Genomic DNA, 17,184 nt, shown 5'->3' with positions numbered 1-17,184 from the left:
TGGAACTTTATAGGTTTTTTTGGGGCAGGACCAACGTGAGTCATTAAGTATAGTTTGAGCCGCAGGCACCGGTTCTTACTGGTTTTAGCAAATTATTCAAAAGAAAAATTGGCCAGACCGTAGTTTGCGAATCTATCAACAACTATAATAAGCGTATAACTAAAATAGGCAGCTCTAGGCTACCTATCTCTACTATATGCTTTTGAGAGCTTTTTCTATTTTCTCTCCGAACTTGTTTCGTTTAGCTTGGGTGTTTGAGTTTTTGAATCGACATGGCTGTAATAAAGAACTAAATACTTCCCAGATTGGTAAACAATTGGTGCGTGGGAGCTGAGAAGCTGAATACTCTCTTCAAAGTGCTTTTTTCCAATATCTCGATTTTCCTCCGACCCAAAATCGTAAACCCTTATGATTTCATCATTATTCAGTTTATAGCTAACAGGTTGAACACCATCAAGATTCTTGTCTCCAGGTGATTCAATTTGTGTAATGTTCTTTTCAAGGGACTTTATGGCTTCAATTGCGGAAGAATACTTTTGTTGAGAAGAACAAGCACTCAGAAATAACAAGCCAATTAACGTAAAGAATAAAAGTTTTTTCATGAAATAACCCTTCTTTTTTTATTAACTTTGAATCAATAAAGCGTGAGTCTAAGTTTAGAGTTGGTTTCCTTTACAGGAAACAGACAAGACGAGACCAACATATTGTTCTTATTCGACGTAGTGTTCTCATATTCATTGCTGTCTAAATAACGGAACCAAGCCAAATAATGTTGCAGATACTTCGTTGCAACACCGTTAAAGCGGTCAAGCCAGCGTTTTAGCCGGCTATGGTAGCTGTTCACGTTCGAATCTGATAAATGACCGCCAATCGCTTCATCCAATTTTGTAGTCCGAATACGCACACGTCCAAGAACGCCAGAGAAAGTCATCTTCTGACGGTCGCGGGCGACCAATACGCATATTTGGTTGTTGCTGATGCCACGATATGTAGATTTGCCACCGCGTTTTACGGGACTTGCGTTCAAAGATATTTCTTTTGCCCTTTTCAGAGTACAGGAAATAGGTCTCATCCATCTCGATGATGTCTTGGAATGTTTCGGTTGGAATTTGTTTCAAAGCTGCTAGAATCTTATGCCACCAGTAAAACAGGGTTACATGAGTTACCTCATTATGCAACAGCTCGGCACATTTCCTAAGCGAAAAGCCCTCAATCATGCATTCGATGAATCTAATCCAAAGGTGAGGTCTTCTGGTGCGTTGAAGAGGAGTGCTGGTGAGTTCGTTGAAGGTTTGACGACAAGATTTACAGCGGTAACGTTGCCGTTTAATTTCTCCAGTGTATGTTTTAATAACATATTTTGCAAATCGCACAACATCATGACTGTTGCAATGTGGGCAGACAAGACCAGCTTTATGCTTTTGTTCCTGAATTTCATCAATTGCACGAATATTAGGCGACATGGGTTTCATTCGAGACTGTAAGAAATATACAAGTTCTTATTTGCTGCTTTCATTTAATGCGTCAGCGAGCTTTTTTATGTCTTTTAACTCCATGATAATCATCAAGATATAACATAACCTAAGTGTAAAACCGCGGTCGCTCCCTGTGCGGGAGCGTGGTTTGAAATCGGTGGATTAAGGTAACGTCAACCTACAGCAGCACTTTCTTAATGTAGGATAAATAGATAAGTGCGATGAACTTTACCAAATGTGTTGAAGCAAGCAGCAGTGCCCCAAAAACGCAGAGCAGCGATCCTCCAATAACGGGAGAATCGCTGCTCTGCTGACTTTAACGGTTTTGAGGATAATGAGGATCGGTCTCCGCTTGATTTCATAGCGGATGTAGATCCCTTATTTCTTCTTCACTGGAATCCAGACTTCACACTTATAATCCTCTGCATTCGCATCGCCCGGCGGGTATAACTCGAACTCTGGTCCACCCGTATGCTCATAACCAGTTCCCGGGAACCATTCCTGAAAGATGCGCTGCCATACCTGTTGAATCGCATCGGGCATCGGTCCAATAGAAGTGAATACGGCCCAGCTAGCAGCAGGGATGATTGTGCTTTCATAATCCTGAGTACCGGTTCCGGGCTCACCCTCCACAGCAATCCAATACGAAAATTCCTCGTTTGCGTGATCCATATCCATACAGATGCCAAGGGTGTCTTTGTTCCCACCGATCTCAAGCAGCTTGTCGGAACTTCCGTCTTCATTGGCTTCCTGCCAGAAGAGCGGGATTCTGCGAAAATTCTCACCGTCTCTAGTTGAAACCCTGATTGATTTGCCAATTACAGTAAAGGCTTCTTTCTCCACGATTTTGTAATCCATTTCCTTATCTCCCTTCAATGATAGGTGGAAGGAGAGGCGGGGAAAAGCTTTGAGCTGAACCCCTGGCTCCCGTGCAGCAGACGGGGCAATACCGTGCGCTTTACGGAACGCTTTGGCGAAGGACTCGGGGGAGTCGTATCCGTATTTTAGCGCTAGATCAAGCACTTTGATCCTGGAGATTGCCAGCTCCTGGGCCGCCAGTGTTAATCTTCGTTTGCGGATATAGTCTGCAACGGATACTCCGGTCAGCATGTAGAACATGCGCTGAAAGTGAAAGGGGGAGGAGGCTGCCACCTTGGCGATATCCTCAATGCTCAGTGGCTCCTCCATCTTGCTCTCCATATAATCCAAAGCATCCTTCATGCGGATAAGCCATTCCAAGTTCGCCATCTCCCTTTAAATCCATACTATCATGTATCTACTTCCCAATCCTGTTATTCTGTGCTCTCTTAAGACAGGTCGCAGGTAAATTCAAATAGCGAGTTAGCTATTTAGACGGTATACGATAGCTTCGTAAGGCCGTAAGCTTGCAGGTTCAACTGGTTGATCTCCGTAATTTCCAATGACAATCTCCGCGATCTTTCCCAGCTCAAGGGAGAGGTCAACAGACTGCGGAGTTTCGCTGAAATTTAGCAGCACCAGCCATTTGTCGGCATCCAGTGTGCGGGTATAGGCATAAATATATTCATGCTCTGGCAGGAGTAATTCGTATTCGCCGTAGACCATGATCGGGTTCTGTTTCCGCAGTGCGATCAACTTCTGGTAATAGTAAAAAATTGAATCCGGATCTGCCAGTGCCTGATCTACATTAATGTTGCTATAGTTAGGATTAAGCCGCAGCCATGGCGTCCCATCGGTGAAGCCTGCGTTGGTAGAGGCATCCCACTGCATAGGGGTGCGGGCGTTATCGCGGCCTTTGATATGAATAGCGTTCAGAATCGTGGCATGATCCGCGCCGCCTTCGGTTACTTTTTCCCGATACATATTGTGAGTCTCGATATCCTGATAGTGTTCCAGCAACGGGAATTTCACATTGGTCATGCCAATTTCCTCACCTTGGTAGATGTAGGGAGTACCCTTTAGCGTATGCAGGAGGGTAGCCAGCATTTTGGCCGAGATCACACGGTATTGACCGTCATTTCCAAACCTGGATACCATGCGGGGCTGGTCATGATTATTCAAGTAGAGGCTGTTCCAGCCCTTCTCGGCTAGCCCAATCTGCCATTTATGAAGGATATCGCGCAACAGGGTCAGACTCCACGGCGTCACATCCCATTTGCCTCCTGGACCCGAATCGACATCCATATGCTCAAATTGGAACACCATTTGCAGCTCCTCACGGTCTTCGTCCGTGTAAGCAATCGCATCCTCTACCGTTGCGCCCGGAGTCTCACCGACGGTCATAATGTTGTATTTGGAGAGCACCTGTTGATTCATCTCGTGCAAATATTCATGGACTCGCGGGCCGTTCATATAATATTCTCCACCGCCAGCCAGTTCGCCTGGAGCCAATCCCTCACTATGGGCGGAAGGCAGGCCGTCGACCTTGGAAATCATATTGATCACGTCCATCCGCAGACCATCCACACCTTTGTCGAGCCAGAAGGTAATCATCTTATACAGCGCTTCTCGCAGTTGTGGATTCTCCCAGTTCAGGTCAGGCTGCTTACGCGAGAACAGATGCAGGTAATATTCACCGGTACCCTCATCCAGCTCCCAAGCCGGGCCACTGAAGATGGAGCTCCAGTTGTTGGGAAGTGTACCTTCCGGGCCGCCAGGACGCCAGATATAGTAATCACGGTAAGGGTTATCCTTAGAGGAACGGGATTCCAAGAACCAGGCATGTTCATCTGAGGAATGATTAATGACGAGGTCCATCATTAATTTGATGCCGCGTTCGTGCATGCCGGCCAGCAGCTCTTCCCAGTCCTGCAGCGTGCCGAATTCATCCATAATATCTTCATAATTACTGATATCATAACCATTGTCGTCATTGGGGGATTTGTATACAGGCGATAGCCAGACCACATCCACTCCGAGCTTCTGCAAATAATCCAGGCGGGAGATGATTCCCCGCAGGTCGCCAATACCGTCTCCGTTGCTGTCCTGATAGCTGCGCGGGTAAATCTGGTAGACTACAGCTTCTTTCCAAAAGGTTTTGTTCACTGTGACCACTCCTTGTCAGGTTATATTCTACAAAAAAGCATGAAGAAACCCCGTTAGCATACATGCTGTCGGGGTCTTGAAGCTAACATTTTAGACAGTAATGGATGAACCTTGAGCTGTGATGCTGCTCAGTCCGTTCACGGTATATTCCTGATCGTAAATCGTGATGGATGCCGGCACTTCGGTTTCATTGGTAACCGTAACCTCTGTATCGGTAACGTTAACTTTGAGACGGGAGCCGCGGAACATGATTTTGAAAGCATACGATTTCCAGTGGCCCGGATTGGAAGGCTTCAACACCACTCTGCCGTCTTGCACGCGGAATCCGCCGAAACCATGTACGATGGACATCCACGTGCCTGCCATACTGGTAGAGTGACAGCCATCCTCTGTATCATTGTTATAATTATCAAGATCCAGTCTGGAAGTACGCAGGTACATTTCATATGCCTTTTCCATATATCCCAGCTCGCAGGCCAGAATGGCATGGATGCAAGGGGAGAGGGAAGACTCATGCACAGTGAGCGGCTCGTAGAAGTCGAAATTCCGCTTTTTCGTTTCCAGATCGTAACGATCACCGAGGAAATATAGTCCCTGCAGCACATCCGCCTGTTTGATGAAGCAAGAACGCAGGATGCGGTCCCATGACCATTTTTGATTCAATGGCAGATTCTCCTGAGGGATATCCTTGACGAGCATGAGATCCTTATCGAGGAAGCCGTCCTGCTGCAGAAAGATACCACGTTCCTCGTCCGCTGGGTAATACATTTTGGCGATAATCTCGGCCCATTTCTCTGTTTCGGATTCCAAGAGCTCCAGCTTGTCAGCCAGCTCGGCATAACGGGAAGCTTCATTCTCCTGTAGATAAGCTAGGGCTTCCAGAGTATATTCAAGGGTCCAGGATGCCATCCGGTTCGTGTACCAGTTGTTGTTGACGTTATTCTCATATTCATTCGGTCCAGTTACACCGAGCATGACATATTTGTCTTTGTGTGGCACCAGGTGCACACGTTCTTCCCAGAAACGGGAGATTTCCACCAGCACCTCAAGGCCGTATTGACCGAGATAGGCTTTGTCTCCTGTGTAATTCACATAGTTATAAACCGCATAGGCGATGGCGCCATTCCGATGAATTTCTTCAAAAGTAATCTCCCACTCATTATGGCATTCTTCACCGTTCATCGTCACCATCGGGTACAAGGCGCCTTTAGTGAAGCCGAGCTTGCGGGCATTCTCTTTCGCTTTTTCCAGATGCTTGTAGCGGTAGATCAGCAGATTGCGGGCAATTGTCGAATCCGCTGTGCTGAGATAGAAGGGCACACAATACGCTTCCGTATCCCAGTAGGTGCTTCCGCCGTATTTTTCACCAGTGAAGCCCTTTGGCCCAATGTTCAGACGGTCGTCTTCGCCGTTATAGGTCTGGTTCAGCTGAAAAATATTAAACCGGATCGCTTGCTGTGCCGAAACATCGCCTTCAATAACAATGTCGCTTTCTTTCCATTTGTCTCTCCAAGCATCAGACTGTTCTGTTAGTAGCGTGGCAAAACCAGCTTCCTTGGCGCTTTGCAGTGCGGTTGTAGCAGCATCGATCAGCTGACCGAGTCCATGGTTGCGAGAGGTAACGTTAGCGACATATTTATAAAGAACGATTTGATCGCCGGATTGTACTGGCAGAGTAATGACACTGGCCACATATTTGTCCTGTTCAACAGACTCAGCTTCGATGGAGAGCAACTCATCGCCCTTGAAAATGTCAAAGGCCATCGCCGAAGTGACGTGGAAATCGAGTTTTTTGGTCTTCAGGGTGAGATAACCGCCGTCCGGCAGACCTTTCTTCTCGACTTCATTCCAGAACTTCTCGTCATAGTTAGAATCCTTGTTCTTAACATCTCCATCGAGATAAGGAGTAATGGTAATCGTACCGGCAAAATTAAGAGGTTGGATGGAGTAGCGAATAGCGCCGATTTCCTGGCGGACCATACTGACTAAGCGGACGCTCTCCACTTTGACTTCCTTGCCATCGGCAAGAGTGGCAGTGAAGCTGCGGGAAAGCGTGCCTTCTTTCATATTGAGTACCCGTTGGAACTCGGTGACCGTGCACTTCGCCAAATCAAGCGCGGTGCCGTCGATATCAATATTAATCCCGATCCAGTTGGTACTGTTCAGTACTTTGGCAAAATATTCAGGATAACCGTTCTTCCACCAGCCCACCCGAGTTTTGTCTGGATAGTACACGCCTGCCATATAGCTGCCCTGCAGACTATTGCCGCTGTATTGCTCTTCGAAGTTCGCGCGTCCGCCCATATAACCATTTCCGATACTAAAGACGCTTTCAGAGATTTCCTGAGTTTGCGGATCAAAGGATTCCTCAATGATGGACCATTCATCAATCTTTAAATATTGTTTCATGTGTAAACGACTCCTTTAGGGTTGGGGATGATATAAACTGAACTATAAATTCGACTATATAGCTTACGTGTGTGCCGCTCTGCTAGCCCGCGTAACTTTAATGCTCATATTTAGTTCATCTTATATAGAACGAGCAGAAGAGAACTCGCATGAATCCAGTTGGATATTAATGTTCGTTAAATTGTGGAAAATGATTCTCTCAGGCTGGAAACACTGAGCTGTTGAAGGGAAGGGACCACTATGTTTGCAGCACTTAGTGTCTCAGGGGAACCAATTCCGACACTGAACATGCCAGCGCGGGTAGCTGCTTCTATACCTGCCTCAGCATCTTCAAAGACAACACAGTGCTCAGGAAGAACCTCCAGTGCTTGGGCTCCCAGCAGAAAGACTTCAGGATCGGGCTTCGCTGCGCTAGTGTGCGTGCCATCGATAATTGCATCGAAATAAGGAGTCAGACCCGTATTGTTCAGAATGGTCATCGCGTTCTTGCTGGCGGAACCAAGTGCCACCTTGATGCCTTGCGCGCGGCATTCTTTCAGAAAGTCTAAAGCACCGGGCAGAATTTCTGAACTATCCATCTTGGCGATATATTCGACATAGCGGTTATTTTTCCTTTCGGCCAGCTGCGTTTTCTCTTCATCAGCCAGTGTCAGTCCGCCGATTTCCAGCAGAATGTTCAGTGAGGCGACTCTGCTGACCCCTTTGAGTCTTTCATTATCCTGTTCGGTGAAAGCGAAGCCCAGGCTCTCCGCGAGTTCCTTCCAAGCAATATAGTGATATTTGGCGGTGTCCACCAGCACACCATCCAGATCAAACAAGCAACCTTTAATTTCTGTCATTCGTTTACCTCCTACAAGTTTTGTTAGCATAATCATCATTGAACAGCGACGTACAAAACTACTTCGTAAGTATAAGCTTCAGTTTTATGAAGCTATACTTCCCTGAATTACTTCGCAATAAAACTAGCTTTACAACTTAATTTTATATAGCGCAAACGTTTGTACAAACTTCCAAAAAATAAATGAAGCCTAGAATAGCTTCATTTATTCATTCAGGTAGATCATTTCTTACTTGCAGAATACATGGAAGACTCTCTTATAATCAGTCGGTGGGGAATCACAAATCGGTTGGTATATCCGTCATGGTTATCCGGATTCTTGATGCTTTGGATCAGCACCTGTGAAGCAGTGTAACCCAGGTGATAAATTCCGATGTCAATACTGCTGATCGGTGGACTGGATAACTGGGAGAGCGGAATATTGTTAAAGCTGACAATGGCCAGATCTTCAGGGACCTTATATTTCAGTTCAGTCAGACCGCGCAATACTCCAAACGACACCATATCATCGACTGCCACCAGTGCAGTGGGCCGATTGGGGAGATTCATGAAAAAAGACATCGCCCGATATCCACTATCCTGCAGAAATTCACCCTCAACGATCCATTCAGGCCTTATCTCTAAACCGTTACTTTCCATGGCCTTCCGATACCCTTCAAGACGGTCGCGTGAAACGATGAGTTCAGACGGTCCGCTAACGAAGCCGATACGTTCATGACCCATTGTAATCAGATGGTTTGTAGCGTCGTATGCTGCCATGACATTATCATTATCAACAGATAAAATATTCTCATAGCGGTCGCTTCTCCCAATAAGAACGAAGGGATAGCCGCCCGTCTCCAAAAATTCAATAACTGCGTCATCTTTCCGGGAATAGAGCAGAATAGCGCCGTCAACACGGCGTCCCTTAAGCAGACGGGAGACAGCTTCTAATTCTTCCTTTTCGTTCGCGCCGGAGCTAATCAGCACATCATAGCCGGAACGGCTAGCTTGTGTGACGATACCGCGGATCAATTCCATGAAAAAAAGATTTGAGAACAGCTCTTCAGCCGGTTTCGGAAGAATGATGCAGATGCTGTTGGTCGTCTTCGATACCAAGCTCTTAGCCATCATGTTGGGGGTATAGCCCATTTCCTCCATAATAATCTTAACTTTGCGGGAAGTTTCTAGGCTAATTCTGGGATGGTTGGACAATACCCGGGATACTGTGGAGGGAGAAACTCCCGCTTTCTTGGCCACATCCTTTATGGTAACTGTCATAGAAACCTCCTTATGGAACCGTTTGCTTTACAAAGTAATATTAATCGAAGAACTGGCAATTGTAAATAGTTAAAGTCTTTCAGAAAGCAAGCAAAAGAAGCTATTGGAGGACTTGTAATATATTTTGCATAATAACACATATAAAATGGGCAAAAACAAGATTTTTGCGGATGGAACTACCTTAGCTCAACAATCTCTAGAATCGTGCTTTGTAATACGTGCAAACGTTGTCTTAAATTGCATGAATACCATTTTTATACATAAAAAGTGAATTAAGCAATCTATTTTCTGGTTGACAGTAGCATAATTATGGGATTAGTATGTTAAACAGAATATAGCAAGCGCTTTCATGCGTCTATTTTGTGTGGATGTCTGTCCTGCAGCAGAAATTTCAATTCCAATCAACTTCGCGTCTAATTTTGCAAACGTTTGCGCTAAATTGAGGCTTAAAGAATCATCATTAACTGATAGGGAGGAGATCTTTTAGTTCGGTTTTAGCCAGCAGAATAAGGGATTCACAAATCAGGATATGGGGGATTGGTGGAATGAAGTTTGCTTTATGGAGTAAGAGGGCATTTGTGATCACGATGATTATTGCACTCGTATTTTCTGGGTTTGGTATACAACCGTATAACGTTAGTGCTGCACCAGTGAAAGTAGTTGTGGTTGGCGATTTGCAGTCAGAATTGACTCCATCAGGAGCGACTATTCCAACCGCAGATTGGGACCCCACAGCGGAAGCTACACAGATGACTGATATGGGGAACGGTTATTATGCTTTTACCGGCACGCTCCCAGCGGGAACTTATCAATACAAAGTTGCCCTTGACGGCGGCTGGACAGAAAGCTATGGGTTTAGCAACTATACAAATCCACAGGGTAAGGCAAATGGAGATAATATTGAAATTTCCTTAGCCACCGAGACAGCTGTCACTTTCTACTACAATGCAACTACTAAGAAAATCGCCGATTCCACGTACTATGCACCGATTGCCGCCGATAAGCTGCCGAGATTGGTAGGAACTTTGCAGACTGAACTGGGTGACGTCAGCGATTCTTCCCCAACTGACGCGAAGACCACATTATCCGATCCTAATTATGATGGAATCTACGACCATTTGGTTGAAGTTCCCGAGGGTGATTACCTGTATAAGATATTTGTTCCGGGAGCCACTTCGGCTGAGGATATGTCCTATCCGGACACAGACCAATCCTTACAGCTTCCGTCGAAGCTACCGGTTACCTTCAAGTTTAATTCGAAAGATAACACTGTTGCCGCTGATTTTACAATTCCTGCAGATCCGGTAACCTTTGTACCTGTGCCTGAAGGACAGATGCGTATTCATTACCAACGCACCGCTGGCGATTATGCTAATCAGGCTTTGTGGCTGTGGGACGATGTTGCTGCGCCTTCCGCAAGTTGGCCCACGGGTGCAACTCCATTTCCGGATGGGCAAATGGATACTTATGGCGCTTATGTTGATGTGCCACTTAAGGACGGAGCGAAGAAAATCTCGTTTCTTGTTGTCAATCGCAGCACTGAGGCCAAAGATGCTGGCGACAAGCTTTTCACAATCAACACCCCGCAAACCAACGAAATATGGATCAAGGAGGGCTCCGATCAAGTCACGCCTTATGAACCAGTAGCTCTAGCCCCCAATACCGTACGGGTCCATTATATGAGATCCGACACCAATCAGGGTCAGTATGGATTATGGCTATGGGATGATGTTACTACTCCCTCCACCAATTGGTCTTCCGGTGCTACCCCATTTCAGGCAGGACAAGTGGATCGCTTCGGTGCTTATGTCGATGTTCCACTCCTACAGAATGCTAAGAAAATAGGCTTTATCGTCTTGAAACCAGCGACGGGCGACAAGGATGGCGGAGATAAAGCTTTTACTTTGCTGGATCGTTACAATCAGCTTTGGGTAAAGGAAGGGGACAACAATGTCTATGTTTCTCCTTTTGGTGAAGTGCCGATTGGCTTTGTATCTGCTGAAGTCCTATCAACCAGCAAACTTCTGCTCGGCTTTACGTTAACCGACGGGTTAAGTGCGGACACCTTAAAGACGGCAATTACCGTAAAAGACAAAGAAGGAAACAATATTCCGGTTTCGGCTGTAACGATCAAAAGTACAACTTCACTTGAAGTTGATACAGAAGTGTTTGATTTGGATAAAACCCCGCTGAGTGTTACTTATGCAGGAAAAACGTTATCCGCTACCTCCGGCTGGAGAATGTTGGATGAGATGTACAATTATACGGGAGACGACCTTGGGGCTACGTATCATACAGCAGCTAAGTCTGCCACCTTGAAGCTGTGGGCACCTAAAGCGAGTTCTGTCGTGGCCAATGTATATGATAAGAATGACGCGAACGTGCTTGTAGGTCGTATTGATCTAACTGAAGGGGAGCAAGGCGTTTGGTCGGTCGAGCTGCAACCAGCTGATCTGACTGGCGCTACTTCAGCAAATGATGTGCGGGGATTCTATTATCAATATGAAGTGACCAATGACGGTGTAACTAATAATGTGCTTGATCCATACGCCAGATCAATGGCAGCCTTCACCGTGAATACAACGGGCGCTGCGGGTATTGGCGGCGATACCGTTGGCAAAGCGGCTATCGTCGATTTAAGCCAGACGAATCCGCCAAACTTTCATGCGGCAGATATAGCAGGTTACGAGAAGCGGGAAGATGCGATCGTGTATGAAGTCCATATCAGAGACTTTACTTCAGATCCTTCCATCGAGAGCAGTCTGGACGGCGAAAGATGGGGCTCTTATGAGGCTTTTGAGAAAAAGCTCGATTATATCAAATCCTTAGGTGTAACCCATATTCAACTGCTGCCTGTGATGGCTTGGTATTATGGGGATGAAACAAAGATGGATGTCAGAGAGACGGATTATTCCGCTAAAGGCAATGAATACAATTGGGGTTATGATCCACACAGTTATTTCTCGCCGGATGGTGCCTATTCGCAGAATCCCGCTGATCCAGAGCAGCGGATCAAAGAATTAAAAGGCTTAATCGATGCGGTGCATGAAGCTGGCATGGGTGTCATTCTGGACGTCGTCTATACACATATGGCGAAGAAAGAATTTTTGAATGATATCGTGCCGAATTACTATGCTTTCCAGGATGCGAATGGCAACTTTATCGGTGGTTTCGGTAACAACCTGGCCACTAACCACAAGATGGCTGAGAAACTGATGGTAGACTCCGTCAAATACTGGTTCAAGGAGTATAAAATAGACGGGATGCGCTGGGACATGATGGGCGATGCGACAGCAGATGCGGTGCAGGCAGCTTATGATGCGGCGGCAGAAATCAATCCTAAGGCGCTTTTTATCGGTGAAGGCTGGAAAACGTTCGGCGGAGCGGCAGCTGATCCCTCTCTTGCAGGCCAGGGCGCAGATCAGGATTGGATGGATCAAACGGACAGCGTCGGCGTCTTCTCCGATGAATTCCGCAATGAATTAAAGTCCGGCTACGGCTCAGAAGGTGAGCCCAGATTTATTACGGGCGGGGCGCGTTCAATTTCAACGATTCTGAATAATATCAAGGGTCAGCCTTCGAATATTCCTGCTGATGATCCAGGGGATATTGTTCCGTATATTGAAGCGCATGACAATATGACTCTGCACGACGTAATTGCCCAATCGATTAAGAAAGATCCGGCTATCGCAGAGAACGAACTGGAAATACAGGAGCGGATCAGACTCGGCAATATGCTCGTGCTTACCTCACAGGGGACGTCCTTCCTGCAAGCAGGACAGGAATATGGGCGTACAAAGCAATGGAAGGCAGCCGGTGTACCCGAGGAGAAGTATACACAATTGACGGACAAGGATGGGAATCCGTTCGGTTATTTTATCAACGATTCCTATGATTCCTCGGATGCTATTAATATGTTTGATTGGACCCGAGCAACCGATGAAACGGCTTTCCCCGTACAGAACACGACCAGAAAGTATACATCGGGATTAATAGAACTGAGAAAGTTTACGAACGCTTTCCGTTTGGGTGATAAGAATCTGGTAGACACCAATATTAACCTTATTACAGCACCGGAAATGAAAGCCAGCGATCTTGTGATCGGCTACAAAAATAAGGCAACGGATGGTACGGGTATCTATTACGTCTTCATCAATGGAGACAGTACCTCAAGAACACTTACGCTGGCAGAGGATTTGACGGGTGGAAAAGTAGTTGTCGACAATGATGAAGCTGGAATTACAGCTATTCCCGCGGATAAACAGACAGGTTTTAGCTTGACAGCTGCTTCCATTACGTTGGAACCGCTGAGCGCTGTAATCATCCAGAAGGATGCCGCCGCTGTAGTTCTGGACTCTTTGGAAACGGATAGTGCAAGCTACTCACTTCAGGTAAATAGTACACATACAACGACAGTATTCGCAAAATATGATGATGGCAGCAAAAGCAATGTTACTAATACTTCAGTGTACGCCTCGGATAAACCGGAAGTAGCTGCGGTAACAAACAAAGGTGTAATAAAAGCGCTTAGCGCAGGTACCGCCATCATTACCATTTCCTACGGAGGTAAAATAACTAAGGTTACCGTTAAGGTTACGACCGAACCTGTAGATAACAAGCGGTATGTCCAGTTCACCTATACCCGGGAAGATCAGAATTATACGGACTGGAATATCTGGGTATGGAACACTGGGGCAACGAATGACCAAATCAATTTCACGACATTCAAGAATGGCACAGCGAGTGTGCTTATTGAGGTGGCACCAAATGCAACTAGCGTTGGATTCGTGTTGCGTAAAGGAACGGATTGGAACACGGGGAAACAGGATTACCCGGACGATCGCGTTATTCCGTTGAACCCAGGTGAGGCCTTCACCAAGGTTAATGTGACCAGTATGGTCAAGGAGCTTGATATCAAGCCGAGCATTAGCGGTCCTGTCATGAAAGATGGAACGATCACGTTCATGTACCGTGATGAGGCGCTATTCCGCAGTGGTGATATGACAGCTATAACGGATGCAAAAGTAAAGGTGAACGGCATCGAATACGCCATGGTATATGATTCGGTTAAGGAATGGTATAGCTACAAGCTGACCGATGTAGTAGAAGGAACGTATAACTATACTTTCCTGATTACGAAAGATGGCACTACAAGCGAGATCGCCGATCCAAGCAACAATGTTGACGGTTCGTCAACTGTTGTATATCACATTCCAGCGGTCACGATTACGACCACAGTCAGTCCGGAAGCGATTACCTCTAATCAAAATGCGATTGTAACGGTCAAGGCAACCTCCACAGAGGCTGTAATTTATACTGATGCTTCCATGGATCTGACCGCTCTCGGGGGTCCCGCCAAAGTTCAGCTCGATACGGAGCTTATGAAACAAACGATTGCTGTTAAGGATACTGTGACGGCAGGGATAAAGAATATTCCAATTACCCTTGTGGATCAGTTCGGCAACACGCACAAGCAATCAGCCACAATCGAAGTAAAGGCAAGAACGTATACGGGGGCAAAGCTGGATTTCGATTGGGATGAAGCACGGATTTATTTCGCGCTGACGGACCGATTCAAAGACGGGGATGCAACCAATAACGAGAATGTTGATAAAACTCATCTGGAAGCGTACCACGGTGGAGATTTCAGAGGGATGATCGACAATCTGGACTATTTGCAGGAGCTTGGCATCAACACGCTCTGGATCTCACCGATTGTGAATAATATTGATTTCAACAAAGGCTTAGATTTCAACGGTGAGCAGTATGCTTACCATGGCTACTGGGCCAAGGATTTCACTAAGCTTGACGAGCATCTTGGTGATATGGCGACCTTCAAGGAACTTATCGAGAAGGCGCATGACAAGGGCATCAAGATTATGGTGGACGTTGTGCTGAATCATACCGGTTACGGCTTGAAGCCGGAAGATAATAGTCCGACAATTACAGCGGAGGACAAAGACCGTTTTGCTGGTATGCTGCGTACGGACGGAGTGTCGGCGGATACAGATCCTGTTCGTGGCGAACTTAGCGGACTGCCAGATTTCAGAACAGAAGATCCAGCAGTGCGGGAGAAAATTATCGCCTGGCAGTCAGGCTGGTTGGACAACGCCAGAACGGATCGTGGGGATACGATCGACTATTTCCGAGTTGACACCGTTAAGCACGTGGAGGGAACAACGTGGAAAGCCTTTAAGAATGCACTGACAGCCATTGATCCAAACTTCAAAATGGTTGGGGAATACTATGGCGGTACCATCGATAATAACGGTGGAATGCTGCAATCCAGCCAGATGGATGGCTTGCTTGATTTTGGATTTAAGGGCGCTGCCCTCAACTTCACAAATGGTAAGATCAATGATGTGGATTCTTACCTGCAGGAGCGTGAAGCGAAGATTGATAACACTCAGATGATGGCTCAATTCTTAAGCAGCCATGATGAGGATGGCTTCCTGTCACAGTATGTAGGCGGTGATCAAGGCAAGCTGAAGATCGCAGCTGCGCTGCAAATTACAGCTAAAGGCCAACCCGTGATTTATTATGGGGAGGAGCTTGGCCGTTCGGGAAGAAATGCAGTGGATATATCCAAAGGGCAATTCAGCGAGAACCGCGCGGATATGCCTTGGGACCAGTTGACAGCCGAGCAGGGTCTTCACGATCACTACGAGAAGTTATTGAACATTCGTGCCAAGTATTCCAAAGTGTATTCGAAGGGTACACGGACGAAGCTTGTTGGCTCGGATGAACTGGGATATTTGGCTTTTAACAAGCATTACGGAAACGTTGATATTGTGACAGTTATCAACACGAAGACAGACGGAGTCTCAGCTACTATTACTGTGCCGTTTGCCGCCCAAGCTTCTATAAAAGACGAATACAGCGGCAAAATCTATACGGTAGCGGATGACCAGAAGGTAACCATTAATCTGCCGGGCAGAGATGAGGGTGGAACAGTTATTTTGGCAGCAGTGCCTGTAGTAGTGACACCAACACCAACACCAACACCAACACCAACACCAACACCTGTAGCAACACCATCGCCTACAGCTGGCACAATATCAGTTGAGACGCAGGTTGTTAGTGTTAACAGCCTGAACAATGCTACGGACGGTAAGGTTGAGGTCGAGTTGGCTCAAGGCAAGAAATCATTGCTATTGCCAATACTGGCTGCCAAGACACTCGGGACCAACGATCTGGTGATTAAAGCGGGCGATCTGTCGGTAACCTTCACCAATGAAGAATTGACTATAATTCAGGGGATGGTAAACGCTGCTGAAGCGGAGGGCTCCCAAATTCTGTTCGAAGTAAGTCCACTTGAAGAGACAGGGGTAAATACACTAGTAGCTGGGTTGGGTAAGGCAGATACTCAGGTAACCTCTGTATCCAAAGTGTATGAATTCAAACTGCATATCGTCAAAAAAGACGGCACTCTAATTCCGATAACTGCGTTCAAGGAGCCCATAGTGATTACCTTTAAACTTAATGGTAATCCGCACAAGGAATGGAGCGGTGTCTACTATCTCGGCGACAACAACGAGCTGGAATATGTAGGCGGAACTCTTCAGGGAGATAGCATGACTGCCCAAATCCGGCATTTTAGTAAGTATGCAGTTCTGGAGATCAATAAATCGTTTAAGGATGTACCCGCTGCTTATTGGGCATCTGCGGCGATTAAATCGCTTGCTGCTAAGCAAATCATAACCGGAGTTACTGATTCCGAGTTTGCTCCAAAGAGCTATGTCAGTCGTGCGGAGTTTACTGCAATGCTGGTACGCGCGCTTGGTATACCGACAGAGGGTCAGGCAACATTCACTGATATTAAGCCCGACGTCTGGTATTCCTCTTACGTAGCTACAGCTGCGAAGCTGGGTATTATTAAGGGACGAAGCGAGGATGTGTTTGCTCCGAACGTTACGATCAACCGCGAAGAAATGGCCGTCATGGTGATCCGAGCGCTGGAGGTTAAGCAAGGGACAAAGATTGATTTAACAGCTGTCACTTCGGCATTCGCAGACGCTTCCAGCATCAGTGTGTGGGCGGGCACTTATGTCAATGCCGCTGCAGCGATGGGCCTAATTCAGGGCAGAGAGAATAAGCAATTTGCTCCAACTGGACAGATGACCCGCGCCGAAAGTGCTCAGGTTATCTACAGGCTGTTAAGCAAGTAAACAAGTAAAC

General features: G+C 46.5%; 7 protein-coding genes and 1 pseudogene. 1 reads left to right on the top strand and 7 read right to left on the bottom strand.

The annotated features are described in order from the left end of the window. Positions 1–215: 215 nt before the first annotated feature. The 7 genes and pseudogenes from H1230_RS23475 to H1230_RS23445 all read right to left on the bottom strand — a co-directional run bounded on the left by H1230_RS23475 (position 216) and on the right by H1230_RS23445 (position 9,006). The gene (locus tag H1230_RS23475) at positions 216–602 is read right to left on the bottom strand and encodes a hypothetical protein (RefSeq protein WP_239712272.1); all 387 of its coding nucleotides are present in this window, start codon (positions 600–602) and stop codon (positions 216–218) included. A gap of 32 nt (positions 603–634) precedes the next feature. Then, a pseudogene (locus tag H1230_RS23470) lies at positions 635–1,556 on the bottom strand (IS1595 family transposase). A gap of 297 nt (positions 1,557–1,853) precedes the next feature. Beyond that, positions 1,854–2,714: an AraC family transcriptional regulator gene (locus tag H1230_RS23465; RefSeq protein WP_239712271.1), complete on the bottom strand. Its 861-nt coding sequence runs from the start codon at positions 2,712–2,714 to the stop codon at positions 1,854–1,856. 102 nt (positions 2,715–2,816) lie between these two features. Next, positions 2,817–4,499 carry a glycoside hydrolase family 13 protein gene (locus tag H1230_RS23460; protein WP_239712270.1) on the bottom strand — a complete coding sequence of 561 codons (1,683 nt, stop codon included), beginning with the start codon at positions 4,497–4,499 and terminating at the stop codon, positions 2,817–2,819. 90 nt (positions 4,500–4,589) lie between these two features. Beyond that, a complete protein-coding gene (locus tag H1230_RS23455) occupies positions 4,590–6,908 on the bottom strand; it encodes a glycoside hydrolase family 65 protein (RefSeq protein ID WP_239712269.1) in 2,319 nt (772 codons plus the stop codon). A 176-nt stretch (positions 6,909–7,084) separates the two neighbouring features. After that, positions 7,085–7,747, bottom strand: a complete 663-nt coding sequence (pgmB, locus tag H1230_RS23450) for a beta-phosphoglucomutase (protein WP_239712268.1) — start codon at positions 7,745–7,747, stop codon at positions 7,085–7,087. Between the two features lie 221 nt (positions 7,748–7,968). After that, entirely contained in the window at positions 7,969–9,006 is a 1,038-nt protein-coding gene (locus tag H1230_RS23445) for a LacI family DNA-binding transcriptional regulator (RefSeq protein ID WP_239712267.1), read from the bottom strand. Positions 9,007–9,551: 545 nt separating this feature from the next. Here H1230_RS23445 and H1230_RS23440 point away from each other — a divergent pair. Further along, positions 9,552–17,174, top strand: coding sequence for a pullulanase (locus H1230_RS23440; RefSeq protein WP_239712266.1), 7,623 nt, complete (start codon positions 9,552–9,554; stop codon positions 17,172–17,174). Positions 17,175–17,184 lie beyond the last annotated feature (10 nt).

Source organism: Paenibacillus sp. 19GGS1-52 (assembly GCF_022369515.1).
Taxonomy (GTDB): domain Bacteria; phylum Bacillota; class Bacilli; order Paenibacillales; family Paenibacillaceae; genus Paenibacillus_AQ.
The sequence above is the reverse complement of the archived record's forward strand: the minus strand, read 5'-3'. Positions and strand labels throughout refer to the sequence as shown.

Bases quoted from the DNA above. Each gene is read 5' to 3' on its own strand.
- H1230_RS23445 (WP_239712267.1), bottom strand. From the start codon at position 9,006: ATGACAGTTACCATAAAGGATGTGGCCAAGAAAGCGGGAGTTTCTCCC.
- H1230_RS23475 (WP_239712272.1), bottom strand. From the start codon at position 602: ATGAAAAAACTTTTATTCTTTACGTTAATTGGCTTGTTATTTCTGAGT.
- pgmB (WP_239712268.1), bottom strand. From the start codon at position 7,747: ATGACAGAAATTAAAGGTTGCTTGTTTGATCTGGATGGTGTGCTGGTG.
- H1230_RS23440 (WP_239712266.1), top strand. From the start codon at position 9,552: ATGAAGTTTGCTTTATGGAGTAAGAGGGCATTTGTGATCACGATGATT.
- H1230_RS23455 (WP_239712269.1), bottom strand. From the start codon at position 6,908: ATGAAACAATATTTAAAGATTGATGAATGGTCCATCATTGAGGAATCC.